The organism is Nocardia takedensis NBRC 100417, from assembly GCF_000308695.1.
Classification (GTDB): domain Bacteria; phylum Actinomycetota; class Actinomycetes; order Mycobacteriales; family Mycobacteriaceae; genus Nocardia; species Nocardia takedensis.
Map to the genome: position 1 here is coordinate 15,499 of NZ_BAGG01000112.1, position 26,174 is coordinate 41,672.

At 69.0% G+C, this 26,174-nt stretch carries 25 protein-coding genes; 14 read left to right on the forward strand and 11 right to left on the reverse strand.

Annotation, left to right across the window (positions count from 1 at the left end; genetic code table 11):
• The first annotated feature begins 355 nt into the window (after positions 1–355).
• The 6 genes from ON30_RS41250 to ON30_RS23830 all read left to right on the forward strand — a co-directional run bounded on the left by ON30_RS41250 (position 356) and on the right by ON30_RS23830 (position 4,544).
• A complete protein-coding gene (locus ON30_RS41250; RefSeq protein WP_051029890.1) occupies positions 356–1,567 on the forward strand; it encodes a YwqJ-related putative deaminase in 1,212 nt (403 codons plus the stop codon).
• A complete protein-coding gene (locus ON30_RS23810) occupies positions 1,564–2,061 on the forward strand; it encodes an SUKH-3 domain-containing protein (RefSeq protein WP_040710311.1) in 498 nt (165 codons plus the stop codon). The genes ON30_RS41250 and ON30_RS23810 overlap by 4 nt, the downstream gene beginning before the upstream one ends.
• 78 nt (positions 2,062–2,139) lie before the next feature.
• On the forward strand, positions 2,140–2,508 hold the full coding sequence (locus ON30_RS23815; protein ID WP_040710313.1) for a YwqJ-related putative deaminase: 369 nt from the start codon (positions 2,140–2,142) through the stop codon (positions 2,506–2,508).
• Between the two features lie 252 nt (positions 2,509–2,760).
• A complete protein-coding gene (locus ON30_RS23820) occupies positions 2,761–3,471 on the forward strand; it encodes a DUF4279 domain-containing protein (protein ID WP_040710314.1) in 711 nt (236 codons plus the stop codon).
• A gap of 108 nt (positions 3,472–3,579) precedes the next feature.
• On the forward strand, positions 3,580–4,056 hold the full coding sequence (locus tag ON30_RS23825; RefSeq protein ID WP_040710315.1) for a hypothetical protein: 477 nt from the start codon (positions 3,580–3,582) through the stop codon (positions 4,054–4,056).
• 170 nt (positions 4,057–4,226) lie between these two features.
• On the forward strand, positions 4,227–4,544 hold the full coding sequence (locus ON30_RS23830) for a hypothetical protein (RefSeq protein ID WP_157183819.1): 318 nt from the start codon (positions 4,227–4,229) through the stop codon (positions 4,542–4,544).
• Between the two features lie 16 nt (positions 4,545–4,560).
• On the opposite strand, the gene cobM is transcribed toward ON30_RS23830, so the two are convergent.
• The 3 genes from cobM to ON30_RS23845 all read right to left on the reverse strand — a co-directional run bounded on the left by cobM (position 4,561) and on the right by ON30_RS23845 (position 6,462).
• Positions 4,561–5,304: a precorrin-4 C(11)-methyltransferase gene (gene cobM, locus ON30_RS23835; protein ID WP_040710317.1), complete on the reverse strand. Its 744-nt coding sequence runs from the start codon at positions 5,302–5,304 to the stop codon at positions 4,561–4,563.
• A gap of 59 nt (positions 5,305–5,363) precedes the next feature.
• Positions 5,364–5,789: a PPOX class F420-dependent oxidoreductase gene (locus tag ON30_RS23840; RefSeq protein ID WP_040710318.1), complete on the reverse strand. Its 426-nt coding sequence runs from the start codon at positions 5,787–5,789 to the stop codon at positions 5,364–5,366.
• A gap of 88 nt (positions 5,790–5,877) precedes the next feature.
• Positions 5,878–6,462 carry an SACE_7040 family transcriptional regulator gene (locus tag ON30_RS23845; protein ID WP_501040348.1) on the reverse strand — a complete coding sequence of 195 codons (585 nt, stop codon included), beginning with the start codon at positions 6,460–6,462 and terminating at the stop codon, positions 5,878–5,880.
• A 107-nt stretch (positions 6,463–6,569) separates the two neighbouring features.
• On the opposite strand from ON30_RS23845, the gene ON30_RS23850 reads away from it, so the two are divergent.
• From ON30_RS23850 to ON30_RS23875, 6 genes are read left to right on the forward strand one after another with little or no spacing between them, the layout of a single operon-like run.
• Positions 6,570–8,189: a carboxyl transferase domain-containing protein gene (locus tag ON30_RS23850; RefSeq protein ID WP_051029894.1), complete on the forward strand. Its 1,620-nt coding sequence runs from the start codon at positions 6,570–6,572 to the stop codon at positions 8,187–8,189.
• Positions 8,189–10,240, forward strand: coding sequence for an acetyl/propionyl/methylcrotonyl-CoA carboxylase subunit alpha (locus tag ON30_RS23855; RefSeq protein WP_051029896.1), 2,052 nt, complete (start codon positions 8,189–8,191; stop codon positions 10,238–10,240). Before ON30_RS23850 ends, ON30_RS23855 begins: the two co-directional genes overlap by 1 nt.
• Complete coding sequence (locus ON30_RS23860; protein WP_040710320.1) at positions 10,237–11,397, forward strand: acyl-CoA dehydrogenase family protein; 1,161 nt, start codon at positions 10,237–10,239, stop codon at positions 11,395–11,397. The genes ON30_RS23855 and ON30_RS23860 overlap by 4 nt, the downstream gene beginning before the upstream one ends.
• A complete protein-coding gene (locus tag ON30_RS23865; protein WP_040710321.1) occupies positions 11,394–11,870 on the forward strand; it encodes a MaoC family dehydratase in 477 nt (158 codons plus the stop codon). Before ON30_RS23860 ends, ON30_RS23865 begins: the two co-directional genes overlap by 4 nt.
• Positions 11,867–12,673: an HpcH/HpaI aldolase/citrate lyase family protein gene (locus ON30_RS23870; protein ID WP_040710322.1), complete on the forward strand. Its 807-nt coding sequence runs from the start codon at positions 11,867–11,869 to the stop codon at positions 12,671–12,673. Before ON30_RS23865 ends, ON30_RS23870 begins: the two co-directional genes overlap by 4 nt.
• A 39-nt stretch (positions 12,674–12,712) precedes the next feature.
• A complete protein-coding gene (locus tag ON30_RS23875; protein ID WP_040710323.1) occupies positions 12,713–14,656 on the forward strand; it encodes an acetoacetate--CoA ligase in 1,944 nt (647 codons plus the stop codon).
• A gap of 1 nt (position 14,657) precedes the next feature.
• On the opposite strand, the gene ON30_RS23880 is transcribed toward ON30_RS23875, so the two are convergent.
• Positions 14,658–15,377 (reverse strand): DJ-1/PfpI family protein, encoded by a 720-nt coding sequence (locus tag ON30_RS23880; protein ID WP_083911630.1) that lies wholly within the window; start codon positions 15,375–15,377, stop codon positions 14,658–14,660.
• 311 nt (positions 15,378–15,688) lie between these two features.
• On the opposite strand from ON30_RS23880, the gene ON30_RS23885 reads away from it, so the two are divergent.
• Both ON30_RS23885 and ON30_RS23890 read left to right on the forward strand, forming a co-directional pair.
• Positions 15,689–16,966 (forward strand): TetR/AcrR family transcriptional regulator, encoded by a 1,278-nt coding sequence (locus tag ON30_RS23885; protein ID WP_040710324.1) that lies wholly within the window; start codon positions 15,689–15,691, stop codon positions 16,964–16,966.
• Positions 16,967–17,123: 157 nt separating this feature from the next.
• Positions 17,124–18,416: a TetR/AcrR family transcriptional regulator gene (locus tag ON30_RS23890; protein ID WP_051029901.1), complete on the forward strand. Its 1,293-nt coding sequence runs from the start codon at positions 17,124–17,126 to the stop codon at positions 18,414–18,416.
• Here the strand turns inward: ON30_RS23890 and ON30_RS23895 are convergent.
• The 7 genes from ON30_RS23895 to ON30_RS23925 are packed head-to-tail and all read right to left on the reverse strand — an operon-like array spanning position 18,382 to position 26,171.
• Positions 18,382–19,290 carry an Rv1363c family protein gene (locus ON30_RS23895; RefSeq protein ID WP_245554190.1) on the reverse strand — a complete coding sequence of 303 codons (909 nt, stop codon included), beginning with the start codon at positions 19,288–19,290 and terminating at the stop codon, positions 18,382–18,384. The two genes, ON30_RS23890 and ON30_RS23895, sit on opposite strands and share 35 nt — an antisense overlap.
• Positions 19,291–19,309: 19 nt before the next feature.
• Positions 19,310–20,485, reverse strand: coding sequence for an MCE family protein (locus tag ON30_RS23900; protein WP_040710326.1), 1,176 nt, complete (start codon positions 20,483–20,485; stop codon positions 19,310–19,312).
• Positions 20,482–21,615: an MlaD family protein gene (locus ON30_RS23905; protein WP_051029904.1), complete on the reverse strand. Its 1,134-nt coding sequence runs from the start codon at positions 21,613–21,615 to the stop codon at positions 20,482–20,484. The genes ON30_RS23900 and ON30_RS23905 overlap by 4 nt, the downstream gene beginning before the upstream one ends.
• The gene (locus ON30_RS23910; protein ID WP_040710403.1) at positions 21,612–22,712 is read right to left on the reverse strand and encodes an MCE family protein; all 1,101 of its coding nucleotides are present in this window, start codon (positions 22,710–22,712) and stop codon (positions 21,612–21,614) included. Before ON30_RS23910 ends, ON30_RS23905 begins: the two co-directional genes overlap by 4 nt.
• Complete coding sequence (locus ON30_RS23915) at positions 22,712–23,722, reverse strand: MCE family protein (RefSeq protein WP_040710328.1); 1,011 nt, start codon at positions 23,720–23,722, stop codon at positions 22,712–22,714. The genes ON30_RS23910 and ON30_RS23915 overlap by 1 nt, the downstream gene beginning before the upstream one ends.
• Entirely contained in the window at positions 23,722–24,744 is a 1,023-nt protein-coding gene (locus tag ON30_RS23920; RefSeq protein ID WP_040710330.1) for an MCE family protein, read from the reverse strand. Before ON30_RS23920 ends, ON30_RS23915 begins: the two co-directional genes overlap by 1 nt.
• A 2-nt stretch (positions 24,745–24,746) precedes the next feature.
• A complete protein-coding gene (locus ON30_RS23925; protein ID WP_040710331.1) occupies positions 24,747–26,171 on the reverse strand; it encodes an MCE family protein in 1,425 nt (474 codons plus the stop codon).
• Between the last annotated feature and the right edge of the window lie 3 nt (positions 26,172–26,174).

A 26,174-nucleotide genomic window follows, 5' to 3' on the forward strand; every position in this document is an offset into this window, starting at 1 on the left:
CAAGCCCGATCAGGTCGCGCCTACGGACGCTGTTACCGCGAACTCCGCGTCTGCGGAGACGTCACAGCAGGCGACGGATGCGGGCTCTGCACGCGATACCGGTCCGACTCCGACCGGATCGATCCACGGCCAGCCCACGGTCGCATCTCCGGCAGCAACGGTCGGTACCGGCCAGCCGGGCGGCATCACACCTGACAGCGCGACGACAACGCGCCCGACCCTGAGCGCTTCGAAGCCGTCCGTCACCGAGGCGACTGTCGAGAAGCCCGCGCGGACCGCACCATCGACGACCGGCGACCACACCAGGTCTGACGATCCCCATCGCTCGGCACCCGAGGACAAAGAGCCCGGTACGGTGCCGACCGACACCCGCGATCCGCGCTCGACCGGCACGTTATCCCCGGAGGACGCAACCGACCGGCACACGGACTCGCCCCCGCACAGCACCACCCACACCTCGACCAGCACATCGATCGGCGACGATCCCGCCACCCACCGTGTGCGCGAGAATCTCCGCAACGAGGGCGATTTCGACGTCATCTTCCACGCCGACAGGAACGGCAACCCGCTCGAGGACCTCACGCCGCGACAGATCGCCGAAGCGATCCGCGACAACCCCGCCTACACGCCCGGCACCCCGGTCCGACTGGTCGCCTGCAATGCCGCGAACAACCCGGATCTCGCCCAGCAACTGGCCGACGAACTCGGCGCATCGGTCCACGCCCCTACCGAAGCCGTCGGTGTCCCCAACCGCCCCGACTCCCCCGCCCACGTCCGCGATGGCGGCGCATGGGTGACCTATCACCCCACAGACTCCGATGGTGACGCGCCGGAGCCGGCGAGGACCGAAGCGCCGACCGGCCCCGTCGAACACGAACCGAGCGACATCGATTACATGGGCGATGATCGACCGGAGGAGGGTTCAGTTGACCCACCACGCGGCATACCGCTGGATCCCCAACCCACCTGGCATGGCCAGACCGCGGGCAGAATGCGGCATTTCCGCGGCGAAGCGCTGGATGTCAGCGGACTGTCTCCGGAGGAACAGATCGAAGTCCTGCGAAGAGAAGCGGAAGCACTGGCGAACGAGGCGATCAACGCACCCCATGGCGGAACAGAGCATATTCCGCCGGGACGCAATCGCCGCGATTCGGGTTGTGCGGGAAGCTTTGTGCACAACGATGTGATGACCACACATACGAGTACTACCAAGATGCACGGCCAGAAGGCGCCGGAAACCCACCCCGTGATCAGGGACATGCTCCAACAGGTCGCGGACGCGGCCGAGGGGAAGGTCGGTCTCGGCCACGGAAAGTGCGCGGAGATATCCCTGATCAGTGATCGCCTTCACCAGGTCGACCCCAGCGGCACTCAGCTGAGTACAATCCCCGAGGCGCGAGCGGTGCTCGAGGGCGGAGTGATGCACACCCGTCAGATCGGCGATCTGGCCAGCAGAGATGAAGAATCCGCTCGTCATGGTGATTTTCTGCCGCCGTGCCGAACCTGCGCACAGATACTTCCGCAACTAGGAATCAAGGTCGCGACGCCTGAAGGTGGAGGCTCATGAGTAAACCCAGTTCCGAATCAGAGGTCACGAATTGGCTCCAGCAGCACGGGTGGAGCGATGGGCGTGACATCGGCCCCGAAGCCGATGAGCTCATCGAATATCGTAGGAGCAATTCGGCTGCACAGGGCTTCCCCCTCATCCCCGTCCAACCGGCAGTCGACTTCGTGCACCGCTACGGCATGCTGAGACTTCCACACCCGCGTACGCCCGACTGCGTGCTGGTCATGGACCCGACTTTCGGCTACAACGGCGATGCCGCCACCATCACAGAACTGGGCGGTTACCTGGGGACTTCACTATTCCCGATCGGCTATGAAGCCTCCGAGTACGGCATTCTGCTCGCCGACGACCGCGGCCGGATCTTCCAGCTGCATCACACCGGCGGCTACTACATGGGAGAGAATGCGATGGATGCCTTCGCCCGTTTCATCGGCAATGTGCGCGAACCGGAAGCGATGGATTACTTCGTTGAGCGCGGCGAAGAATCTCACTGATACACATCGGCGGGCGGAAGATACCGGCTGACGAATCCGGCCGAGTCCGCTCAACACGATCCCCCCTGGAGGAAAGCGGTGTCCAGTAACGAGCCTTCGGTAGCGGCTTCGCTGTTGATCGGCGGGACGGTGGTCAGTCACACCGATCTCGTCGGTGACGGTGTCCCGGATCTCCATCCCGTGGTGACTCGATTCGTGGAATCTCTGCCCGCCGAGGTGCGCGCGGGGTTCTCCGGTCGCTGCGCCGAATCGGCGCTCATCTCCGATCAGCTGTGGCGGCTCGACGCCGAACGGGGTGAGGGACGGACGACGACGCTCGAGGAGGCGGCACCTCATTTCGCGGGTGCTGTGTTGACGGCTCGACGTATCGGTGCGGTCGGTGGTCCCGCCGCGCCGTGCGACGCGTGCGCGGCGCTGCTGCGCACGCTGGGCGTCACCGTTGTTTGATGATGCCGACCTCGCTTCGGCGGCTGGGACTGTCACAGCGCCGAGCGGAACGAACCGACGCCTCGCTGTCTGGCCTCTTGACCTCTGTCAACTGCTTCGGCTCCGATGACCGGCTCGTTGCACGATGTCGACGTAGTGCTCTTGGTGACCGGGGCCGGCTTGATGCCGGCGGAGGTGACAAGACTTCTGCGATTGGCCGCGACCCATACCGCTCCCCCTGATCGCTTGCGCCGGTTCCGGGGTGGGAGCGGCGTGTGGGCACTGGTCGACGGTCCGACGCCCGATACGAGCACGCTGCAAGACCGATTGCCCCGACTGGGAACGACGCTCGCCGCCACCCGAGGTCGAGTCGAGGAGCTTCGCGAGCGAGACCACACCGTCGAGATCGTCGTACGCGGATGGGCCGAGGGCATTCGCGATCTGACGCTGTCACCGGCAGTCTTGAAATCACTGACGGAGGCCGATGTTCCGGTCGGTTTCACCGTCCGTCGCCACCCGAGCGACGTGGACGTATTCTTCGCCGAAGTACTCGGCACACCCTCCGAGACGAGGGATTGCGGCGAGATGCGTGGCTTCGACTACACGGAATGCCGGTGGTCGCTCGTGGAGGTGACGCTGCAATTGAGTCATCCGACCCTGCCTCCGGCCGAGGTGACGCGGGAGATGCGCCTCGCGCCCTCGCGGACGACAGAGCCCGGCGGGTCGCGCGATTCGCCGGACGGATTCCGGGTGGTGGTCTTCAGCGGACACCCCACTCGTCTCGACAACCCGATTCCCACTGCTCTCGCGACACTGTCAGAGCGCGGGGAACCGCTCGCACGTCTGGTGGGGGCAGGGGTGTCGGCGGAGCTGTCCATCATGTCCGCCGTGAGCGATGGCGCGACTCTCACCTTCGATACGCGTGGATTGGCGGCGCTGGCGGATCTGCGGGTTCCGCTCCACCTTTGTGTGATCGCGAAATGAACTGCCGCGTGGGGGCCATGGACCGTCCGGTTGGCTCCGTATCCCCGGTGGCGCGGAATCGGCCTACCTGTGACCAGTCGGAGACCCGAGGAGGACACTGTGCCGTTCATGGACGTGCTCGTGGATGGGCTGATCGCTCGCGACCTGGTGACTCGCGAAGCCGTCGAAGGGTGCACGGAAGGGCAGATCGGCGCTCTCCTCGAGGCCCAGGGAGTCACCGCGGTCCCCGGGTCCTATCGCGAATTCCTCGCGGTCGCCGGGAAGAATCCGTACTGGTTGAGCCGCAACGGGGAATGGGACTACGAATGGTTGCTCGACGCGAAGCGGTACGCGCGGGAGATGGTGACCGGGGACGCGGGGCTCGATTTCGCGCCGTTCGAGGACGCGTATGTCTTCCAGACCCACCAGGGCTACATCTTCTATTACTTCCGTCCCGAGGATCTGCACACTCCGGATCCGCGTTTCTGGATCTATCAGGAGACGAGGCCGGTCAGTGAGGCTCCGTGGACCTTCACCGAATGGGTCACCTCGCTGGCCGACTACCTTCCCACCGCGCTGGAGTCGCGTAGACGCCAGGGACTCTGAGCGGCGGGCGGGCGGCAGGTGATGATCCGCGCGGTAGGCTGCGCGTGCCGGGGTCGGTGCGGCGTCGGTGGGGATTTACTGGCGACTCGGGGAGGTGGGTAGTGACGCGGTTGGAGACGGTCGGGATCTATCGGGAGATGTATGCGCGGGGGAAGGAGCGGTTGCCTTCGGTGCGGGAGCCGCAGCCGGTGCAGGCGTTGACGGATCGGGCCGAGGTGATCCGGTATATGCGGTCGGCGACACCGGTTTTCGATGTGTTGGAGGATGTGCGGGATCTGTTCGACGAGACGGTGGTGGTGCCTTCGGGGCCGTCGTTGATGTCGGACGGTCGATGGATCTGGCGGGTGGATTCGATCCATTATCTGAGCCGGTATTCGTTGAGTATTCCGGAGGAGTTCTTGCACCATGTGCGGGAGGCCGGGTATCGGCCGCCCGCGTCACTGCCGTCGACGGACGAGTTCGAGGCGGCCGTTCTGGCGTATTTCTGAATCCGCGCTCTCCGGGTCAGCGGGGCCGGGCGGGGTCGTAGAGGTGCGAGGTCACGCAGGTCAGAGCCGGGGTGAGGGCGCGGCCGACCAGGATGACGGCGGCTTGGCGTAGGTCGGCGGCTTCGACCTGGTCGGCGATGTCGGTGAGGGTGCCGCGCAGGACGAGTTGTTCGGGTTGGCTGGCGCGGTGGACGACGGCGACGGGGCAGTCCGGGCCGTAGTCGGCGACGAGGTCGGCGGCCAGGGGGCGGATGCGGGTGATGGCCAGGTGCAGGGCGAGGGTGGCGCGGGTGCGCGCGAATTCGGCGAGGTCCTCGGTGGCGGGCATGGTGGTGGAGCGGACCCTGGTGCGGGTCAGCACGACCGATTGGACCACTTCCGGCACCGTGAGTTCGGTGCCGAGTACGGCCGCCGCGGCCGCGTAGGCGGGGACGCCGGGGGTGACGTCCCAGGGGACGCCCGCGGCGTCGAGGCGACGGGTCTGCTCGGTCAGCGCGGAGTACAGGGACGGGTCGCCGGAGCACAGGCGCGCCACGTCTTTGCCCGCGGTGTGGGCGCGGACGAGGTGCTCGGTGATGGCGTCGATGTCGAGGCGCTGGGTGTCGATCAGTTCGGCGTCGGGGGCGCAGTGCGCCAGGACCTCGGGGTCGAGGTAGGTGCCCGCGTAGAGGCAGACCGGCGAGTCACGCAGCAGGGTGACCGCGCGCACGGTCAGCAGGTCGGCGGCCCCGGGGCCCGCTCCGATGAAGTGCACGGTCATGCGGGTGAGTCTAGGTTCGGGGCGAGGTCGGGCAGTCGGGGAGGCGCTCCGAGGGGTGTCTACCCCGTGGCGTCGAAGTGCGCGATCACCTTCGTGGGATGGAGTCGGACCACCAACTCCCCCGGCACCCCGTTGCGGCGACCGAATTCCTCGGCCCGGTCCTCCCCCATGTATCGCCCGCCGAGCGCGGTGGCGGTGCGCAGCAGTTCCTCGGGGTCCTCGGACAGGCTGACGGTGCCCTGGATCTGCACCGACCCGTATGGCGGCTCCTCCTGGTCGACCACCAGCGCGACCCGCCGGTCCCGCGCGAACGCCTTGCCCTTGGCGGTGTTCTTGCCGGTGTTGAACACGACGGTGTCACCGTCGACCAGGAACCAGATCGGCGTGACCAGCGGCCGACCGTCGGCGGCGACGATCGCGACCTTGCCGGTGCGCGTGCCGAGGGACAGGAATTCGCGAACCTTGGGATCCGTCAGTGAGGCCATCCGGTCAGCCTAGTTCCGGCGCCCGACGCGCACCCGTGTCGCGACCAGACCGCCGCTCAGGCGTGACAACGACCTCCGCGGACCGGGGTCAGCCGAGAGCGGCGAGGGCCATGGCGCGGAGGATGGGGCGGGCTCGGGTGGTGGTGGCGGTGTGGGGGGTGGAGTTCATGAGGCCGAAGGCGGCGTGGGCTTGGACCCGGGCGGTTTCCTCGGGGAGGTCGGGATGCAGGTCGCGCAGGACCTGCACCCAGATCTCGACGTAGTGGCGTTGGGTGCGGCGCAGGTCGCGGCGGGGGCCGGCGGGGACTTTGTCGAGGTCGCGGTCCTGGATGCGGATGAGTTCGGGTTCGCCGAAGGCGAAGTCGAGGTGGAAGTCGACGAGGGCGGTGAGCGCGTCGCGGGGGTTGTCGGTGTCGGTGACGACGCGGCGGCCGCCCGCCAGCAGGCGTTGGCTGACGCCGCCGAGCAATTCGGTGAGCAGGGCTTCTTTGGAGGCGAAGTGGCGGTAGACGGCGGGGCCGCTGATGCCGACGGCGGCGCCGAGGTCGTCGAGGCGGACGCCGAGGAAGCCGCGGTCGGCGATGAGGCGGGCGCCCGCCTCGAGGATTTCGCGCCGTCGTTCGGCTTTCATCTGCTCACGGCGGGTGAGCGCGCCGGAGTCGATGCCGGTCACCTGCGTTCCTTCCGCCTACCTGGGCAACTGCCGCTTACCTGGACAACTCGGTTAATCAAGATTAACCTGAATTCCAGTTATCGGCGACTAACTGGACGGCAGGCGGGATGACGGCGACCCACGGTGTAGTGGCAGGCCCCGAGACGGCGGCCGACAACCGCGCGGCCCATCGCGCGCTGGTGGAGGATCTGCGCGGCAGGTTGCGCGCGGCGGCCCGCGGCGGGCCCGACAAGGCCCGCGAGCGGCATGTGGCGCGTGGGAAGTTGCTGCCGCGCGAACGGGTCGATCAATTGCTCGATCCGGGCAGTCCGTTCCTGGAGTTGTCGCCGTTGGCGGCCACCGGGATGTATGACGACCAGTGTCCGGGCGCGGGCGTGATCAGCGGGATCGGTCGGGTCTCGGGGCGCGAATGCGTGATCGTCGCCAACGACGCGACGGTCAAGGGCGGCACCTATTACCCGATGTCGGTGAAGAAGCATCTGCGGGCGCAGGAGATCGCCTTGCAGAACCGGCTGCCGTGTCTGTATCTGGTGGATTCGGGCGGGGCGTTCCTGCCGCGCCAGGACGAGGTCTTCCCCGATCGGGAGCACTTCGGGCGGATCTTCTTCAATCAGGCCACGATGAGCGCGCAGGGGATTCCGCAGATCGCCGCGGTGCTCGGGTCCTGCACGGCGGGCGGCGCGTACGTGCCCGCGATGAGTGACGAAGCGGTGATCGTGCGCGATCAGGGCACGATCTTCCTGGGTGGTCCGCCGCTGGTGAAGGCGGCTACGGGTGAGGTGGTCACGGCGGAGGAACTCGGCGGTGGCGCGCTGCATTCGCGCACTTCCGGTGTCACCGACCATCTCGCCGAGGACGACCGCGACGCGCTGCGCATCGTGCGCCGGATCGTGGGCACGCTGGGTCCCCGGCCGAGCGCGCCGTGGGGTGTGCTGCCCTCGGCGCCGCCCGCCGCGCCGGAAACCGAACTCTACGACGTGGTTCCGGTGGATCTGCGCACGCCGTACGACGTGCGTGAGGTCATCGCGCGGATCGTCGATGGAGCCGGGGGCGACTACGAGGGCTTCCAGGAGTTCAAGGCCGAATACGGCAAGACGCTGGTGACCGGGTTCGCGCGCATCCACGGCCATCCGGTGGGGATCGTCGCCAACAACGGCGTGCTGTTCGGTGAATCCGCCATGAAGGGCGCGCATTTCATCGAACTGTGCGACAAACGCGAGATCCCGCTGTTGTTCTTGCAGAACATCACCGGTTTCATGGTCGGGCGCGACTACGAGGCTGGCGGTATCGCCAAGCACGGCGCGAAGATGGTCACGGCGGTGGCGTGCGCGCGGGTGCCGAAACTGACGGTGGTGATCGGCGGTTCGTACGGGGCGGGCAACTATTCGATGTGCGGGCGGGCGTATTCGCCGCGGTTCCTGTGGATGTGGCCCAACGCCAGGATCTCGGTGATGGGCGGCGAGCAGGCCGCCTCGGTGCTGTCCACGGTGCGCGGCGACCAACTCGACAGCGACGGCAACCCCTGGTCGGCGGCGGACGAGGAAGCCTTCAAGGCCCCGATCCGCGAACAGTACGAGCATCAGGGCAATCCGTACTACTCCACCGCGCGCCTGTGGGACGACGGGGTCATCGATCCCGCCGACACCAGAACCGTGCTGGGCCTGGCCTTGTCGGTGTGCGGGCAGGCTCCCCTCGAACCCGTTTCCTACGGCGTCTTCCGGATGTGATGAACGTGCCGAACCCCGCCCCCGTGAACCGGGATCACCCGGTCTCCTTCGACACCGTGTTGGTCGCCAATCGCGGCGAGATCGCGGTGCGCGTCATGCGGACCCTGCGTGAGATGGGCATCCGCAGCGTCGCCGTCTACAGCGACGCCGACGCCCAGGCCGAGCACGTGCGCGTCGCCGACGTGGCGGTGCGACTGGGGCCCGCGCCCGCCCGGGAGAGTTATCTCGACATCGATCTGGTGGTGGCCGCCGCGGTGCGCACGGGCGCGCAGGCCGTGCATCCCGGCTACGGATTCCTGTCCGAGAACGCCGCGTTCGCCGCCGCGCTGGCTCGGGCGGGCGTGGTGTTCCTCGGTCCGCCCGCACGCGCGATCGAGGTGATGGGCGACAAGATCACGGCCAAGAACACCGTCGCGGCCTTCGACGTGCCGGTGGTGCCGGGGATCGCCGAACCGGGCCTCACCGACGACGCGCTGATCGCCGCCGCGGACCGGATCGGCTACCCGGTGCTGGTCAAACCGTCGGCGGGCGGCGGCGGCAAAGGGATGCGGCGGGTGGACGATCCGGCGGCGCTGCCCGGCGCGTTGACCAGCGCGCGGCGTGAGGCGGCGGCGGCCTTCGGCGACGACACGCTGTTCCTGGAACGCTTCGTCACCCGGCCGCGCCACATCGAGGTGCAGGTGCTGGCCGACCAGTTCGGCACCGTGATCCACCTGGGCGAACGTGAGTGCAGCCTGCAACGCAGGCATCAGAAGGTGATCGAGGAGGCGCCGTCGCCGCTGCTGGACGCGGCCACCAGGGCGCGCATCGGCGCGGCGGCCTGTGACACCGCGCGCAGCGTGGACTACGTCGGCGCGGGGACGGTCGAGTTCATCGTCTCCGCCGACCGGCCCGAGGAGTTCTTCTTCATGGAGATGAACACCCGTTTGCAGGTGGAGCATCCGGTCACCGAGATGGTCACCGGGATCGACCTGGTCGAATGTCAGGTGCGGGTGGCGGCCGGGCAGAAGATCGGCGCGGAGCAGGACGACATCCGGTTGGTCGGCCACGCCGTGGAGGCCCGCGTCTACGCCGAGGACCCCGGTCGGGGTTTCCTGCCCACGGGCGGCACGGTGCTGGATCTGGTGGAACCGGACGGCCGTGGCGTGCGGGTGGATTCGGGGTTGCGGGTCGGCACGGTGGTCGGCAGCGACTACGACCCGATGCTGTCGAAGATCATCGCGCACGCGCCGGACCGCGCGGGGGCGCTGGCCCGCCTGGACCGGGCGCTGGCCGACACGACGCTGCTGGGCGTGACCTCCAACGTCGAGTTCCTGCGTTTCCTGCTCGCCGATCCCGACGTGGCGGCGGGTCGCTTGGACACCGGCCTGCTGGACCGTCGGGTCACCGATTTCGCGCCCGCTCCGGTCGAGGACGAGTTGTTCGTGGTCGCCGCCGCTTTCCACTGGATACGGCGCTGGCCGGACGGTCCGGCGGACCCGTGGGCGATACCGTCCGGGTGGCGGTTGGGCGCGCCCGCGCCGACGACGCTGCGCCTGGCGGGCGGGGACCGCGACGCGCACGTGCGACTGATCGGCAACCCGAACGCGGGCACCGCGCGGGTGGACGACGGCCCCGAACTGCCGGTGACGGTCTCCTACGCGGCGGAGGCCGGCGTGCTGACGGTGGCGCTGGACGGGGTGCGCCGCGACTACCGGGTGGCCGAGGCGGAGGACCGACTGTGGGTGGGCGGGCCGCACGGTGTCGCGGTGCTGCGCACGGTCGCGGAGGCGAGCGTGCGCGGCGGCGCCGAACACGCGGGCGACGCCGAGATCCGCAGCCCCATGCCCGGTTCGGTGATCGCGATCCCCGCCGAGGCGGGCGCCGCGGTCGCCGTGGGCGCGCCCGTGGTCGTCGTGGAGGCGATGAAGATGGAGCACACGCTGACCGCGCCGGTGGCGGGCACGGTGGAACTGCTCGTCGAGGTGGGCGCGCAGGTGCGCCTCGACCAACCGCTGGCCCGCGTGGTGGCCGCGTCGAACGATCCGCAAGGAGAGGGACTTCCCGCATGACCGACTACCTGTCCACCGGCACGCTGCCCGAGGACTACCGCGATCTCGCGTTGACGGTGCGCGAGTTCGCGCGCACGGTGGTCGCCCCGGTGTCCGCCGAACACGACGCCAACCACACCTTCCCGTACGAGGTGGTGCAGGGGATGGCCGAGATGGGCCTGTTCGGCCTGCCGTTCCCCGAGGAGTACGGCGGGATGGGCGGCGACTACTTCGCCCTGTGCCTGGCGCTCGAGGAATTGGGCAAGGTGGATCAGAGTGTGGCGATCACCCTGGAGGCGGGAGTGTCGCTGGGGGCCATGCCGATCCACCGTTTCGGCACCGACAAGCAGCGCGAGCAGTGGCTGCCGTCGCTGACCAGCGGACGCGCGCTGGCCGGGTTCGGGCTGACCGAACCCGACGCGGGCAGCGACGCGGGCGGCACCAGGACCACGGCGGTGCTCGACGGCGGCGACTGGCTGATCAACGGCCGCAAGCAGTTCATCACCAATTCCGGCACCGACATCACCGCGCTGGTCACGGTGACGGCAGTGACCGGGCAGACCGGCGGCAAGAAGGAGATCTCCACGATCCTGGTGCCCAGCGGCACCCCGGGATTCGCCGTGGAGCCCGCCTACAACAAGGTGGGGTGGAACGCCTCGGACACCCATCCGCTCTCGTTCACCGACGTCCGGGTGCCGGAGGCGAATCTGCTCGGCGAACGCGGCCGCGGGTACGCGAATTTCCTGCGCATCCTGGACGAGGGGCGCATCGCCATCGCGGCGCTCTCGGTCGGCGCGGCCCAGGGCTGCGTGGACGAGAGCGTGCGCTACGCCAAAGAGCGTCTGGCCTTCGGGCAGCCGATCGGCCGCAATCAGGCCATCGCCTTCAAGATCGCCAGGATGGAGACGCGCGCGCACGTGGCGCGCACCGCCTACTACGACGCGGCGGCGCTGATGCTGGCGGGCAAGCCGTTCAAGAAGCAGGCTTCGATCGCCAAACTCGTCGCCAGCGAGGCGGCGATGGACAACGCCCGCGACGCCACCCAGATCTTCGGCGGCAACGGGTTCATGAACGAGTACGCGGTGGCCAGGCACTACCGCGACAGCAAGATCCTGGAGATCGGCGAGGGCACCACCGAGGTCCAGTTGATGCTGATCGGACGGGAGTTGGGACTGTGAAACGCATCGAGCAACGCGGACTCTGGTACGAGGAGTTCGAGACCGAGGTCGTCTACGACCACCGGCCCGGCCGCACCGTCACCGAGGCCGACAACGTGCTGTTCACCACGACGACGATGAATCCGCAGGCCCTGCACCTGGACGCGGCCTTCGCCGACACGCAACCGCCGTATCGGCAGCGGTTGGTGAACTCGATGTTCACCTTGTCGACGTTGATCGGGCTGTCGGTCGGGCAGCTCACCCAGGGCACGTTGGTGGCCAATCTGGGCTTCGGCGAGATCACCTTCCCGCACCCGCTGTTCCACGGCGACACCCTCTACTGCGAGACGGTCGTGACGGAGAAACGGGAGTCGCGGTCGCGGCCGGGCGAGGGCCTGGTCACCTTGGCCCACACCGGCCGCAACCAGGACGGCGTGATCGTGGTGACCGCGACCCGCACGGTGCTGGTGCGTCGCGCGCCGGAGGCGTCGTGAGCTGGGAGATGCCCGGGACCGGGTGGTTGTTCTGTCCGGCGGACCGCCCCGAGCGCTTCGCCAAGGCCGCCGCGGCCGCCGACGTGGTGATCCTCGACCTCGAGGACGGTGTCGCCGCCGCCGACAAACCGGCGGCCCGCGCGGCGCTGGTGGACACACCGTTGGACCCGGCCGCCACGGTGGTGCGGGTCAACGCGGCGGGCACGGCCGAGCACGCCGAGGATCTGGTGGCGCTGGCGCGCACCGACTACCGCCTGCTGATGCTGCCCAAGACCGAATCCGCCGCGCAGATCACCGATCTGGTGGCCTTCGAGGTCATCGCGTTGATCGAGTCGCCGCTGGGCGCGGTGACGGTCGCGGAGTCGGTGCGCGCGGACAACGCGATCGGTGTGATGTGGGGTGCTGAGGATCTGGTGGCCGGACTCGGCGGCACCGGGAGCCGAGGCTCCGATGGCGGATACCGCGACGTGGCGCGGCACGTCCGCTCGAGCACACTGCTCGCGGCCAAGGCATACGGCCGGTTCGCGCTGGACTCGGTGTTCCTCGACATCGCGGACCTGGACGGGTTGCGGGCCGAGACCGAGGACGCGGTGGCGGTCGGCTTCGACGCGAAGGTGGCCATCCATCCGTCGCAGGTGTCGGTGATCCGGGCGGCCTTCGCGCCCAGCGACGAGGAATCGGCGTGGGCGCGGCGGGTTCTGGACGCGGTGCCGCGGCACCGGGGCGTGTTCGCCTTCGAGGGCCGTATGGTCGACGCGCCGGTCATCCGGCACGCCGAACAGATTCTGCGCCGGGCGATCTGAGTGTCGGGGCCGGGGCAGCCGTCGAGTCAGGAGGTAGCGGTGGACGCGCAGTGGGTGCCGACGGAACGGGACGTCGCCGAGGCCACGATCACCGAGTTCGCGAAGTTCGTCACCGAGCGGACCGGCGTGGCGACTCCCGACTACGCCGCGCTGTGGCGGTGGTCGGTGGCCGATCCGGCCGAGTTCTGGCGAGCGGTGTGGGACTGGTTCGCGCTCGGCGAGATCGCGGGCGCGGTGCTGGCGGACGCGAAAATGCCCGGCGCGCGGTGGTTTCCCGGCACGCGGGTGAACTACGTCGACCAGATCGTGCGGCAGGCCCGCACCGACCGGCCCGCGATCGTCGCGGTGAGCGAGGACGCCGAGCCGCGCGAGGTGTCCTGGGTCGACCTGATCGAGGACACCGCCGCCCTGGCCCGCACGCTGCGCGGCCTCGGGGTGGGCCCCGGTGACCGGGTGGCGGGGTATCTGCCCAACATCCCGGAGGCCGTGGTCGCCTTTCTCGCGACCGCCGCGATCGGCGCGGTGTGGAGCGCGTGCGGACAGGACTATTCGGCCAAGGCGGCCCTGGACCGTCTCGGCCAACTCGAGCCGACGGTGCTGGTCACCGCCGACGGCTACCGCTTCGGCGGGCGCTTCCACGACAAACGCGAGGACATCGCGGCGCTGCGCGCGGGTCTGCCGGACCTGCGCGCGGTGATCGTCGTGCCGCGTTCGGAGGCGAGGGTGCCCGACGCGATCGAGTGGACGGCGGCGGTCGCGGCCGACGACGACGCGGGCGCGCCCATCGCGACCGAACCGGTGCCGTTCGACCATCCGCTGTGGATCGTGTTCTCCTCCGGCACCACCGGACTGCCCAAGGGCATCGTGCACGGGCACGGCGGCGTACTGCTCGAACACTTGAAAGCCGTGGCGTTGCAGTCCGACATCGGCGGCGAGGACGTCTTCTTCTGGTACACGAGTCCGAGCTGGATGATGTGGAACTTCCAGGTCGCGGGCCTGCTGACCGGGGCGACCATCGTCTGCTACGACGGCAGTCCGACCCACCCGGGCGCGGACGGCCTGTGGCGGATCGCCGAACGCGTGCGCGCCACCGTGCTGGGCACCAGCCCGGGCTACGTGCTGGCCTGCGCCAAGGCCGGATCGGTCCCGCGCGTCGAGCACGATCTGTCGGCGCTGCGCACGGTGGGCATCACCGGGTCGGCGCTGCCGCCGTCCTCGGCGCTGTGGCTGAGCGCGAATGTCGGTGAGCGCGTGCAGGTCAACTCGATCAGCGGCGGCACCGACGTGGTCTCGGCCTTCCTCGGCGGCGTGCGCACGGTGCCGGTGTGGCCGGGCGAGTTGTCCGCGCCGTATCTGGGCGTGGCGCTGGATGCCTTCGATCCCGACGGCGCGCCGGTGCGCGGGGAGGTCGGGGAACTGGTGATCACCGCGCCGATGCCGTCGATGCCGGTGGCCTTCTGGCGCGATCCGGACGGAACCCGATATCACGACGCCTATTTCGACGTCTATCCCGGCGTGTGGCGGCACGGCGACTGGATCACCATCACCGAGCGCGGCAGCGTCGTGGTGCACGGACGCTCGGATTCGACGTTGAACCGGCACGGGATCAGGATGGGCAGCGCCGATATCTACCAGGCCGTCGAACGCCTGCCCGAGATCGCCGAGGCGCTGGTCATCGGGGCCGAACAGCCCGACGGCGGCTACTGGATGCCGCTGTTCGTGGTGCTCGCGCCGGGCGCGGAGCTGACCGAGGACCTGCGCGAACGCATCCGGGCCACGATCCGCGCGGAGGTGTCCCCGCGCCACGTGCCCGACGAGATCCTGCTCGCGCCCGGCATCCCGCACACCCGCACCGGCAAGAAGCTCGAGGTGCCGATCAAGAAGCTGTTCCAGGGCGGTGATCCCGCGCGGGTGGTCGAGCGGAGCGCGGTCGACGACCCGGCGTTGCTCGACTGGTACGCGGGGTTGCGACCCGCGCGGTGAGTCAGCCGCGGATCTTGCGGATCATCGTGCGCCACAGCACCTTCTGCACACCGGTCACGTTGCCGTAGACGGTGCCGTTGCTGTTGACCAGCCGGAACTGGTCGGTCAGGGCGATGCGGCGCACGGCCGCGCTGGCCTTGTCGGGGTGACCGGAGTCGAAGGGCGGGCGCGGATCGTATTCGAGGTCGAGTTGGATGGCCTCGGCGCGTTCGCTGCCGAAACTCTCGCCGACCAGCCACAGCGCCAGGTCGATGCCCGCCGAGGCGCCCGCGGCGGTGGCGACGCGGCCGTGCTTGACGATGCGTTCGGAGCGACGCGGCTTGGCGCCGTAGGCGGCCAGCACATCCTGGGCGGCCCAGTGCGTGGTGGCGGGGGCGTTGTGCAGCAGGCCCGCGCCGGCCAGGATCAGCGCGCCGGTGCAGACCGAGGTGGTCCAGGTGCTGGTCTCGTGCGCCGCGCGCAGCCAGCGGACCAACGGTTTGTCGGCGGCGTGCGCGACCGCACCGGGCCCGCCGGGCACCACGACCAGGTCGGGATTCGGGGTCTCGTCGAAGGTGTGGGTGATCCCCAGGGCGAGTACGCCGCTGTCGGTGAGGACGGGGCCTAGTTCGTGGCCGACGAATCGCACTTTCACGCCGGGGGCGAATCGCAGCACCTCGTAGGGGCCGATCGCGTCCAGCGCTGTCATCCCCGGATACAGGACAATCGCGACCTGCTCGATACCCACGCCATCTCCTCATCGGGTTCCAGTCCGAGACGGTAGCATCCCCGGCCTCGCCGTCGCGCCCTTATGTGAATGGCAATTCAGTTTGTGAGATGCGGACCACACTGGATATTCAGTGCTGTAAGTTGCTCACTGTTCGTCCATGAAACGGGCGTCGCATTCCCGGTGCCAACCAGTGACGCCCGCCCGCGTGGCCGGACACGAGGGCGCATCGACGCGTTCGCGGACCGCCTCCCGAACGCGTCGGTGCACCCGACGTTCTCACCTGGGCAAATCATTCGCGCCCCCGGCTCGATACCATGAATCGCATGAGTGTCGACAACCGCCGATCGGCGCGTCAGGCTGTCACCGGCGAGGCGGCACCGCGCGAGATCCGGCGCAGGCCCAAGAATCGACGCGCCCAGATCGCGGCGGCGTCCGCGGCGGCGTTCGGCTCGCACGGCTATCACAGCGTCAGTATGGAGGACATCGCCTCCGGCCTCGGCATCAGCTCGGCGGCGCTCTACCGCCACTACCCCAGCAAATACGCGTTGTTCCGCGAGGAACTGCTGCGCGTGGGCCGGGCGATGACCGAGTCGGTGCACCTGCCCGAGCAGTCGCGGGACTCCTCGCCCGAACAGCGGTTGCGCCAGGTCCTCGACGCGCTGATCGCGGTCACCATCGACAACAGGCCCAGCGTCACCCTGGTCCGCTGGGAGGGGCGCTACCTCGAGCAACCCGACCGCGACATCCTCGACGAGCAGCAGATGACGGTCCTGGCGGCCATCGGCGCCGAACTCGCCGCGCTGCGTCCGGCGGACACCGCCGACGACCTCCGCCTGCTGCGCGCGGCCGTGCTCAGCGCCATCACCAGCATCGCCGACCACCACGCCACCCTGCCCGCGAAAGCGCTGGGCCGCCTGCTGGATTCGGCCTGTCTGGCGATCGCCGCCGCCCCGCTCCCGCCCGCCGACGCGACGGCGCAGGTCGCGGTGGCGGCGGAGATCCCGGATTCGTTCAAACACGAACTGCTGCTGCGGCGCGCGGTCGAGTTGTTCCACGATCGCGGCTACCCGAATGTCAGCGTGGAGGAGATCGCCGCCGCCGCAGGGCTTTCGGCGGCCTCCGCGGTCTACCGGTTCTACCGGGGCAAGAGCGATCTGCTGGCCGCGGCCTTCCGCCGCGCCGCCGACCGGGTCTCGGGCGCGATCGGTCCCGCGGTGGCGAGCAGCGCCGATCCGGAGGCCGCGCTGACGACGCTGATCGACCACTACGTCGCGGGGTCGTTCGAGGAGCGCGCGCTGACATTCGTGTACTACACCGAGTTCTCCCACGTGCCCGCCGAGGAGCGCACCACGCTGCGCAGCATCCAGCGTTCCAGCGTCGAGGAGTGGGCGCGCTTGCTGCGCGAGGTGCGCCCGGAGTTGTCGCCCGCCGAGGCGCGTTTCCTGGTGCACGCGGCCTTCGCGCTGGTCGTCGACCTGGGGCGGTCCTTCGATTCGGCCCCGTTCGCCGGCCAGGCCCGGGTGCGCCTGCTCATGCAGATGGTGCTGTTCGGCCGTCCGTCGACGGGCCGGGCGGGGGCGGACACCGCTACCTCCGGGTGATCACAGCGGGGGTATGTTAGGCGATATTCTTATCCTCGATAAGTTGATCGCGCACGTAGAGTGCATTGTTACGCCGTATTTGTGATCTATCGTTCAATACTATTTCCACGCAGGTCGGGACGCCTTCCGAGGGCTTTCCTCGAGTTACCATCGCTGAATGGATGCCCCGAAACGCCGTGCCCGCCGCGAGGCGACCGGCCACGACGGCGCGACACCGCGGGTGGTGCGCCGTCGCCCCCGCGACAGGCGGGCACAAATCGCCGCCGCCTCCGCCGAAGCCTTCGGCACGCTGGGCTATCACGGGGTCAGCATGGAGGACATCGCCTCCCGACTCGACATCAGTTCCACCGCGCTCTACCGCCACTACCCCAGCAAATACGCGATCTTCCGCGAGGAAGCCCTGCGGTTGAGCGCGATCAGCGAGGAGTCGGTGAAACTGCCCGACCGCCTCGCCGCCGAACCCGCGGGCGTCCGACTCGAGGCCATCCTCGACAACTTCATCGCCACCTCCATCGCCAACCGGCGCAGCGCGGCGCTGCTGCGCTGGCAGAGCCGCTACCTCGAACCCGACGACTACCGCCAGCTCATCGACCAACTCGTGCGCACCTACCGCGTCGCCGACGACCTGCTGGCCCAGACCCGTCCCGAACTCGCCCGCGCCGACCGCGTCGTGCTGGCCACCGCCACCCTCAGCATCATCGGCAGCATCGCCGACCACCACGTCTCGGTGCCCGTGCGGACGCTGACCACCCTGTTGCGCTCGGCCTGCCTGCACGTGCTCGCCGCCGACCTGCCCGCCGTGGACGCCGAGTCGGGCTTCCCGCCCGCCACCGAGATCCCGCTGACCTTCAAACACGAACTGCTGCTCAAGCGGGCCATCGAACTGTTCCACGAACGCGGCTACCCCAACGTCAGCGTCGAGGACATCGCCGTGGCGGCCGAACTGCCCGCCTCCTCGGCGGTCTACCGCTTCTACCGCAGCAAAGGCGACATCCTCGCCGCCGCCTTCCGTCGCGCCGCCGATCGCGTGTCGGCCGCCATCGGCCCGGCCATCGCGGCCTCCGACGGCCCCGAACAGGCGCTGACCACGCTCATCGAACTGTATGTGCGCGGCTCGTTCGACGAACGCGAACTGACCTTCGTCTACTACGCCGAGATCAGCAACGTCCCGCCCGAGGACCGCACGGTGCTGCGCAACATCCAGCGCCTCAACGTCGAGGAATGGGCCAAACTGGTCGTCGAGATCCGGCCGGAGCTGACCTCGGCCGAGGCGCGCGTGCTGGTGCACGCCGCGCTCGCGCTCGTGGTCGACATCGGCCAGTGGCTGGGCCCGGAGCATCCGAGCAGCACCCCCACCCGGGTGATGCGGCTCATGCAGGTCATCCTGTTCGGACGCGCCGGGACCTCGCTCGGCGCTACTGCGCCCCCGACGGCATCAACGGCGAATTGACCTTGTTGACCAGCCATTTCCCGTCGGCGTTCTCCAGTCGCATGACCATCGAGAGCTGACCCGGCGCGGGCTTGCCCTGGGTGCCGAGGCTGGTGATGGTCTGGCCGATCACCACGATGGCCTCCGCGGCGTTCTCGTCACCGGACTTGATCGCGCACTGCACGTCGTTGGCCTTGGAGACGACCTCGCCCTGGGTCAGGACCTCGCGCAGTTCCTTGCTGGTGTCGTCGAACTGCTTCTTCCAGTCGCCGGTCGCGCCCGCGAGCACGGCCTGGAAGTAGGTGTCGAGGTTCTTGGAGTCGTACTCGGCCAGTACGGGGGCGTAGGCGCAGGCGGCCGCGCGGGCCTGTTCCTGGGCGTCCAGTTTCGCCTGGCTGTCGCGGTCCTGGAGGAAGAAGAACACCGCGGCGGCCACGGACGCGCCGACCACCAACACGGCCGCGGCGCGGACCGCGATGCTCCCCTTCCCGGACGACTTCAGGCGCGACAGCCGCCCGCCCGAAGCCTCGGGAGCCTCGGCGCTCGCGGCGGCCGGAACCGCCTCGGCGGTGGCGGTTCCGGTCGCGACCGGGATCGCCGCCGCGGTCTCGGCCTTCGCCGCATCGACTTTCGCGGTATCGGTCTTCGCGGTTCCGGTCTTCGCGGTATCGACCTTCGCCGTATCGACCTTGGCGGAATCGACCACCGCGTCCGCCGCCGAAGCGCTTGTCGCGGTGGTCTTCTCGGCCGTGGTCTTCTCGGCCGCGGCGTCGCTCGCCGCGGCCGCGGAGGCACTCGACTCGGTCGCCGACGCCGCGGACTCGACCGCGTCGGACCCCGCTGCCGCCGGAGTCGAACCGGTCGTGTCTTCGGTGTTGTTGACTTCGTCGCTCACTGTCTTTCGTCTTCCTTGTCTACCGGGGGGCGGGTCGGGACAACTCGTTGCCGGTCACGCCGGGCGGCGGGCCGGAGCCGTTGTCGGGCACGTTGGGCCGCGGGGCGTTGGCCGAGCCGCGGACCTGCAGGGCCGGGTTGTCGGTGATGCAGTAGTTGTAGAGCCGAACCCTGGTGTCGGTCTGCTCGAGGGTCGGCACCACCGGGATGGTGTCGTAGTCGCAGGTCGGGCGGGGCCACGGGTCGACCAGCGTGTGGAAGGAGCCGTCCCAGGCGGGGATGCCGACCGCGCCCACGCCTTCGCGCACCGCCGGGAACAGCGCGGCGATCGCGGGGGCGCGCAGTTTCGCGGCCTTGGTGATGGCGACGAAATTGGTGACCAGGTTGGTGATCGGGTCCTGGGTCTCCTGAATGAACCCGCCCAGGGTGGCCAACTGGCCGGGGGCCAGGTCCAGGAAGCGGCGCAACTCCTGATCGGAAGCGGTGAGCTGCTCGAACAGCGCGCCCGCGCCGGTGGTCAGGGTGGTGAGGTCCGGTTGCGCGTGCGAGGTGGTCTCGGCGATGACCTCGAGGTTCTGGATCAGCTGCTTGGTCTGGGGCAGCACGCTGTCCAGGCCGGCGGTGGCGCGGCTGAGTCCGGAGATCAGGTCGCGCAACCGGTCGGGACCGCCACCGAGGGCCTTGTCCAGTTCGTTGATGATCACGTTGAGCCGCTGCGGGTTCAGGCCGCCGATCAGGCCGCTGAGGTTGGTCAGCAGCGAGTTCACCGCCACCGGCGCCTGGGTCTGGGCCCGCGGGATGACCGAGCCGTCGACCAAGTAGGGGCCGGAGTCGGAGTCGGGCCGGAAGTCCAGGTACTGCTCACCGGCCGCGGACAGCCGCCCGACCGCGACGGTGCCGCCGACCGGGATGTGCGCGTCGCCGTCGATCTCGGCGATCGCGACGATGCCGGTCTCGGAGACCTCGACCTTGTCGACCTTGCCGACCCGGGAGCCGCGGAAGGTGACGTCGTGGTTGGCCAGCAGACCGCCCGAGGTGGCCAGTTCCACGGTGACCCGATAGGTATTCGGCAGCGGATTGAACCGCAGCACCGCCACCGCCAGGTAGGACGAGCCCGCGATCATCACCAGGATCAGGCCGAGGTTGGCCAACCCGATCCGGTGGCGGACCAGGTAGTTCCAGAGCGGGATGTTCATCGTCCGCCTCCCGGCTGGGGCGCGGCCGGGGCCTGGGGCGTGCTGCCCAGGCGGCCGATCACCTTCTCGATGACCTGGGTGAGGCTGCCGATGAAGGCGGGCACGTCACCGATTTCCGGTGCGCGACTGCCGTTCTGGTCGGTCAGCGCACCGACGCTCAGGTAGGACACGGTGGCCGCGACGGCCAGGGTCGGCCCTTGCAGCGACGCCGTCAGCGACGGGTACAGCTTGTCGAAACGGTCCAGCGCCTCACCGAGTTCGGTGGACTGGCTGAAGCCCTGCATCAACTTCTTGATGCTGTCGAACAGGCCGACGAACTCCGGGCCGGTGGTGTCGGTGAAGTCGCCGAGTGCGGCCATGGTCACCGAGACCTTGTTGATCAGCGAGGAGATGTCGCGGTTGTTCTCGGCCACCAGGCCCAGCAGCGCCGGGAAGGTGTCGGCGGCCTGACCGAGTTCGGCCTTGCGCTGGGCCAGTTCGCCGGTCAGCACCGAGATGCCGCCCAAGGTGCTGTCGATGTCGGCGGTGCGGACGTTGAGCGCGGCGATGGTGGCGGTCAGTTCGGTGAGCAGGTGCGCCAATTGCGGTGCGCGCCCGCCGAACATCGAGTTCATCTCCGCGGTGATCCGCGCGGCCTGGTTCAGGCCGCCGCCGTTGAGCAGCATCGCGATCGAGACCATCAACTGCTCCACCGACGCGCCCGCGCCGGTGCGGTCGGTGCCGATGGTGTCGCCGTCGCGCATCAACGGCGCGTTCGGATCGGCCTCGGGCAGGGTCATGGCGATGAAGATGTCGCCGAGCGGGGTGCCCTGGCGCAGTTCGGCCGTGGTGCCCTGCGGCAGTTGGATGTCCTCGCGGATCAGCATCTCGACGTCGGCGATGAAATTCGTCGTGTCGATGGAGGTGACCACGCCGATGTCGGTGCCGCCGATCTTGACGTGCGCGCGGTCGGGCAGGTTCAACGCGTCGCGGAACGCGGCGCGGATGACGTAGCCGTCCCCGCCGATCCCCGGTTTGGGCATCGGCACGTTCTCGACGGTGATCGTGCAGCCGGAGGCCGCCCCGACGGCGGCCGCGGTCAACGCCGCCGCCGCGATCTTCCACACGCGCGTGCGTGCGCGGGCCATCATTTGGTGATCCCGAGCAGCGCGGCGGTGAGTCCGAAGTCCGGGCCCATATCCTGAATCTTTCCGGTACGGCAGCCATCGAGGCGCATCTGGACGCGTTCGCAGAACAGGGCCAGCGCCTCGCCGTCGAGCACCGCCTTGTCGAGCAGGCCGTGCAGGCGCAGCGCCCGGTGTTCCGGGCTGACCGCGTTGGCCAGGTTCTGCAGGAACAGCGGCCCCACGTCGACGGTCTCGGTCAGTTCGCGCGCGTTGTCGCGCATCTGCTGGGTGATCGCCACGAAGCGGGTCAGCGCGCCCGCCAACTGGTCCTGGTTCTGTCCGACCACCGCCGAGGTGTTGGCGACGAAGTCGTTGAGCTGGGTGAGCACCGCCTGCAGGCCCGGCGACTGTTCGCCGAGCAGGCGCACCAATTCGGTGAGCCGGGCGCTGAAGTCGCGCACGGTCTGGTCGTTGGAGGCGATGACCTGGGTGATGTCGTTGAGTTTGACGATGGTGTTGGCGATCTGGTCCTTGTTGGCGAAGGTCACCTCGAACGCCGCCGAGAGCGAGTCCAGGGTTTCGCGCAACCGGTCGCCGTTGCCGTCGAGCAGCGGGAACAGCACGCGGCTGGCCATCGGGCCCTCCTCGCTGTCGCCCTTGAGCGCGGCGCCGAGTTCGTCGAAGTTCTCCAGGATGCGGTCCAGTTCGACCGGGGTCCTGGTGCGCGCCAACGGGATGTGGTCGCCGTCGTTGAGCGTCGGGCCGTCCCCGGTGTAGGCGGGGGCCAGTTCGACGTGGCGGTTGGTGATCAACTGCGGCGAGATCAGCGCGGCCATCACGTCGGCGGGGATCTTGACGGTCTTGTCGAGGGACATGATCACCTCGACGTAGCTGCCGCGCGGGGTCACGCTGTCGACCTGGCCGACCGGGACGCCGAGGATGGCGACCTCGTTGCCCGCGTACAGACCGGCGACGTTCTCGAAATCCGCGCTGACGCGCATCCGCTCGCCGAGGTAGTCCTCGGGCAGCGAGGTCAGGCTGTCGGGCAGCAGCGAGCAACCCGAGGCGAAGGCGGCGATCACGCAGACCGCGGCCAGCTTGACGAAGGCTCGAATTCTCATCAGTTGCATCCCGGCACCGCCTGGGCGAAGCACAGCCAATTGTCCGGCAGGGCCCACGGCGCCCAGACATCGCCGTAGGGTCCGTTGCCGAGGGCGTTGTTGTACTGCCGGAAGGTCACCGGCAGGATCTCGTAGAGGTGATCGAGGTTGTCGCGGTTCTTCTCGAGTCCCTCGGTCATGGTGTTGAGGTTCTCGATCAGCGGTCCGAGTTGGCCGTTGTTCTCCACGCCCATCTCCTGCAACAGCGCCGAGAGCGCGGCGACGTTGTCGAGCAGTTGGCGCAGCAGGTTCTGGCGCAACGCCACCGCGTCGCCGATCGCCTCACCGCGGGTCAGCAGCAACAGCACGCTGTTCTGGTTGTCCGACACCAACTCCGAGACCTTGTCCATGCTCTTGAGCAGGGTGTCGACCTCGTCGCGGCGTTCGTTGATGACCTTGGCCAGCGAGCCGATGCTGTCCAGGGCCGCCACCGTCAACTGCGGGGAGTCGCCCATCTGCTTGTCGAGCAGGTTCAGCGATTCGCGCAGCTTCTCCGGGTCGACCTTCTCGATCCGTTCGAAGGAGGACTTGTAGCGCTGGTCCTGGATGACCTTGGCCAGGTTGTAGGGCACGGCCGTGTTCTCCAGGCGGATGGTGTCCTCGGGCAGGCCCTTGCCGTTGCCCGGCACCAACTCGATGTGCAGTCGGCCCAGGATGGTCGACATCTTGATCGAGGCGCGCGCGTCGGGTCCGAGGCGCAGGTCGCGGCGCACCCGCAGGTCGGCCACCACCTTGTCGCCGTCCAGGCGCACCGAGCGGACCGCGCCGACCTCGATACCGGAGACGTCCACCGTCGCACCCGCGCGCAGACCGGCGGCCTGGGCGAATTCGGCGTGGATCGTCCGGTCCGACAGGCGCGCCTGCGAGATCGCGCTCGATCCGACCAGCAGCAGCGCCACCGCGGCCGCGGCCAGGACGCCCAGCCACAGGTAGCGGTTGCGGGAGTACCGCGGGAGTTTGATCCGCGCCATCATCGGCACACCTCCGAATGCGAGTTTCCGCCGACTTGCGAGAACAGTCCCGGCGGCAGCAGCACGCCGTAGAGCGAGACGTCGAGGCTGCACAGGTAGGCGTTGCCGAAGCCGCCGTAGCTGGTGAAGCGGGCCAGGCCGTTCAGCACGACCGGGAACTGGACCGCGGCCTTGTCCAGCGCGGCGCCGTTGAGCAGCAGCAGCGCGATACCGGTGGTGGCGTCGTTCTGCGCGCCCGCCAGGTCCGGTTTCACCTGCGCGACGAGATTCACCAACGAATCGGTCGCGGTGGCGATCTGGGTGACCGACGCCTTGAGCGACTCGCCCTCGGCGTAGAGCGCCTCCACCAGCGCGCGCGCCTGGGTGATCAGGGTCTCGAGTTCACCGCTGCGATTGGCCAGGCCGCTCATCACGCTGGAGAGATTGGTGATGACCTGGCCGAGGATCTCGTCACGCTGACCGAAGGTGGCCGCCAGATCCGCGGCCTGGGTGACCAGGGTGCTCAGCGAGACGCCGTCGCCTTGCAGCGCCTGGATCAGCGTCTCCGACAGCGAATTGATCTGATCCGGTTGCAGCACGCTGAACAGCGGCTCGAACCCGGACAGCAGCGAGGACACGTCGAAGGACGGCTCGGTGCGCTCGATCGGGATGTGTCCGCCCGCGCCGAGCGGTTCGCTCGCGCCCTCCCCCGGCACCAGCGCGATGTAGCGCTGACCGATCAGGTTCTGGTAGCGCACCAGCGCTTTGGTGGAGGTGGTCAGCCGCTGGCGTTCCTGGATGCGGATCTCGACGCGCGCCTTGTAGTCGTCGTCGAAGTCGATCGAGTCGACCCGGCCGACGCGCACGCCCGCCATGCGCACGTCGTCGCCGACGCGCACGCCCATCACATCGGAGAAGGTCGCCGAATAGGTGGAGGTGTCGCCGGGGACGGCGCGTTGCAGGGTCGAGTAGATCGTGTAGGTCAGCACCACGGCCACCACCGCGAAGAAGCTGAAGCCGAGCAGCGCTTTACCGGATTTCACGGTCAGTTACCTCCCTCTGCGGTGTCGTAGACGGTCACCGAGCCACCCGCGATCAGCGGGGTGAGCAGCAGCAGTTGCGCGGCCGTCGGCTGTCCGCCGACCATCGCCGCCACACCCGCGTGGCCGCGTCCGGACGCGATCGGCCGCAGGCCGGGGATCGCGTTCGCGCCGTTGGCCGCGGGCACGGTCAGGCCCGGGATGGCGGGCAGACCGGGTATGGCGGGCAGGCCCGGCAGGGTCGGAGCGCCGAACGCGCCCGGAATGTCCTGCGGAGCGGGCACGTTCACCACCGGCTGGGGGCCCGCGGCGTCGAGCCAGCGCGGCATCATCGAGGCCGGGTACTCCTGCGGGGGCGCGACCGTCGGAACGGTGGGTCCGCCGCAGCGCGGGCCGTACATGTCCCCGTAGCGGGGGCAGTCCTCGGCGGTGTACTGCTGGAACGGGGTGAAGCTCACGTCCATCGTCCAGGCCATCTGCCGCGAGGGCCCGAAGTGGAAGGTCGTGGCCAGCTTCGCCAACGAGTTGTTGAGGTTGCTGATCGTGTACGGGATGGCCTGCGGGTCCTTGGCGAGATCGCCGAAGAGCTGGTTCAGGCCGGGCACGAGATCCTTGGCCGAGTTCGGGTTCGCCGCGAACAGCGAATTGACCGAGTCGATGGTGTCGCTCGCGTTGGCCAGCAGCGCGACCAGGTTGGCGCGGCGCTCGGTGAGCGTGCGCGCGGCGGTCACCGATTCGGTCAGCACGCCGACCAGATCGGGCGCCGACTTGCTCAACTCGGTGGTCGCCATGCCCAGATCGCCGAGCAGTTCGCCGATTCCGGGAGTGCCGCGCACCTCGGTCATCCAGCGGTCGAGCCGCTCGACGGTGGAACCGGGCGCGCGGGCGCCGGGTTCCAGCGCGGTCGCCAGGGTGGCCAGCACCCTGCCCAACTTCTCGGGCTGGATGTTGTCGAGCACGTTGCGCAGCACCGTGAGGGTGGTCTGCAACTGGATCGTCGCCTCGCCCTTGTCCTCCGGGATGACCGCGCCCTCGGCCAGTTTCGCACCGGAGAAGCCGTTGTCGACCAGTTCGATCGCGGTGACGCCGAACAGGTTGTTCGGCACCACCCGCGCGGTGACGTTGGCCGGGATGGTGCCCGCCGACTCCGGCTTCAGGTGCACGCTGGCACGCTGCAACGCGCCCTTGCCGACGACTTCCACCTCGGCGACCGCGCCCACCACCATGCCGCGGAACTTCACGTCCGCGCGGGTGGGCAGGCCGTCGCCGGTGCTGGTCAGCTCGACGGTGACCGGGACCTTGCTTTCGAAGTAGCCGTTGTAGCGCAGCATGAGCAGGCCGAGCAGCAGGATCACCGTCAGGATCAGGCCGATGCCCGCCGTGGTGAGCTGCCGCGCGGTCGCGCCGCGGCCGCTGGGATCGAGTAGCATTCC

What these genes read in the sequence shown, in the direction of transcription:
- ON30_RS23850 (WP_051029894.1), top strand. Translation starts at nt 6,570, where the DNA reads ATGACGGCGACCCACGGTGTAGTGGCAGGCCCCGAGACGGCGGCCGAC.
- ON30_RS23855 (WP_051029896.1), top strand. Translation starts at nt 8,189, where the DNA reads ATGAACGTGCCGAACCCCGCCCCCGTGAACCGGGATCACCCGGTCTCC.
- ON30_RS23885 (WP_040710324.1), top strand. Translation starts at nt 15,689, where the DNA reads ATGAGTGTCGACAACCGCCGATCGGCGCGTCAGGCTGTCACCGGCGAG.
- ON30_RS23860 (WP_040710320.1), top strand. Translation starts at nt 10,237, where the DNA reads ATGACCGACTACCTGTCCACCGGCACGCTGCCCGAGGACTACCGCGAT.
- ON30_RS23825 (WP_040710315.1), top strand. Translation starts at nt 3,580, where the DNA reads ATGGACGTGCTCGTGGATGGGCTGATCGCTCGCGACCTGGTGACTCGC.
- ON30_RS23810 (WP_040710311.1), top strand. Translation starts at nt 1,564, where the DNA reads ATGAGTAAACCCAGTTCCGAATCAGAGGTCACGAATTGGCTCCAGCAG.
- ON30_RS23905 (WP_051029904.1), bottom strand. Translation starts at nt 21,615, where the DNA reads ATGATGGCCCGCGCACGCACGCGCGTGTGGAAGATCGCGGCGGCGGCG.
- ON30_RS23910 (WP_040710403.1), bottom strand. Translation starts at nt 22,712, where the DNA reads ATGAGAATTCGAGCCTTCGTCAAGCTGGCCGCGGTCTGCGTGATCGCC.
- ON30_RS23900 (WP_040710326.1), bottom strand. Translation starts at nt 20,485, where the DNA reads ATGAACATCCCGCTCTGGAACTACCTGGTCCGCCACCGGATCGGGTTG.
- cobM (WP_040710317.1), bottom strand. Translation starts at nt 5,304, where the DNA reads ATGACCGTGCACTTCATCGGAGCGGGCCCCGGGGCCGCCGACCTGCTG.
- ON30_RS23840 (WP_040710318.1), bottom strand. Translation starts at nt 5,789, where the DNA reads ATGGCCTCACTGACGGATCCCAAGGTTCGCGAATTCCTGTCCCTCGGC.
- ON30_RS23925 (WP_040710331.1), bottom strand. Translation starts at nt 26,171, where the DNA reads ATGCTACTCGATCCCAGCGGCCGCGGCGCGACCGCGCGGCAGCTCACC.
- ON30_RS23915 (WP_040710328.1), bottom strand. Translation starts at nt 23,722, where the DNA reads ATGGCGCGGATCAAACTCCCGCGGTACTCCCGCAACCGCTACCTGTGG.
- ON30_RS23890 (WP_051029901.1), top strand. Translation starts at nt 17,124, where the DNA reads ATGGATGCCCCGAAACGCCGTGCCCGCCGCGAGGCGACCGGCCACGAC.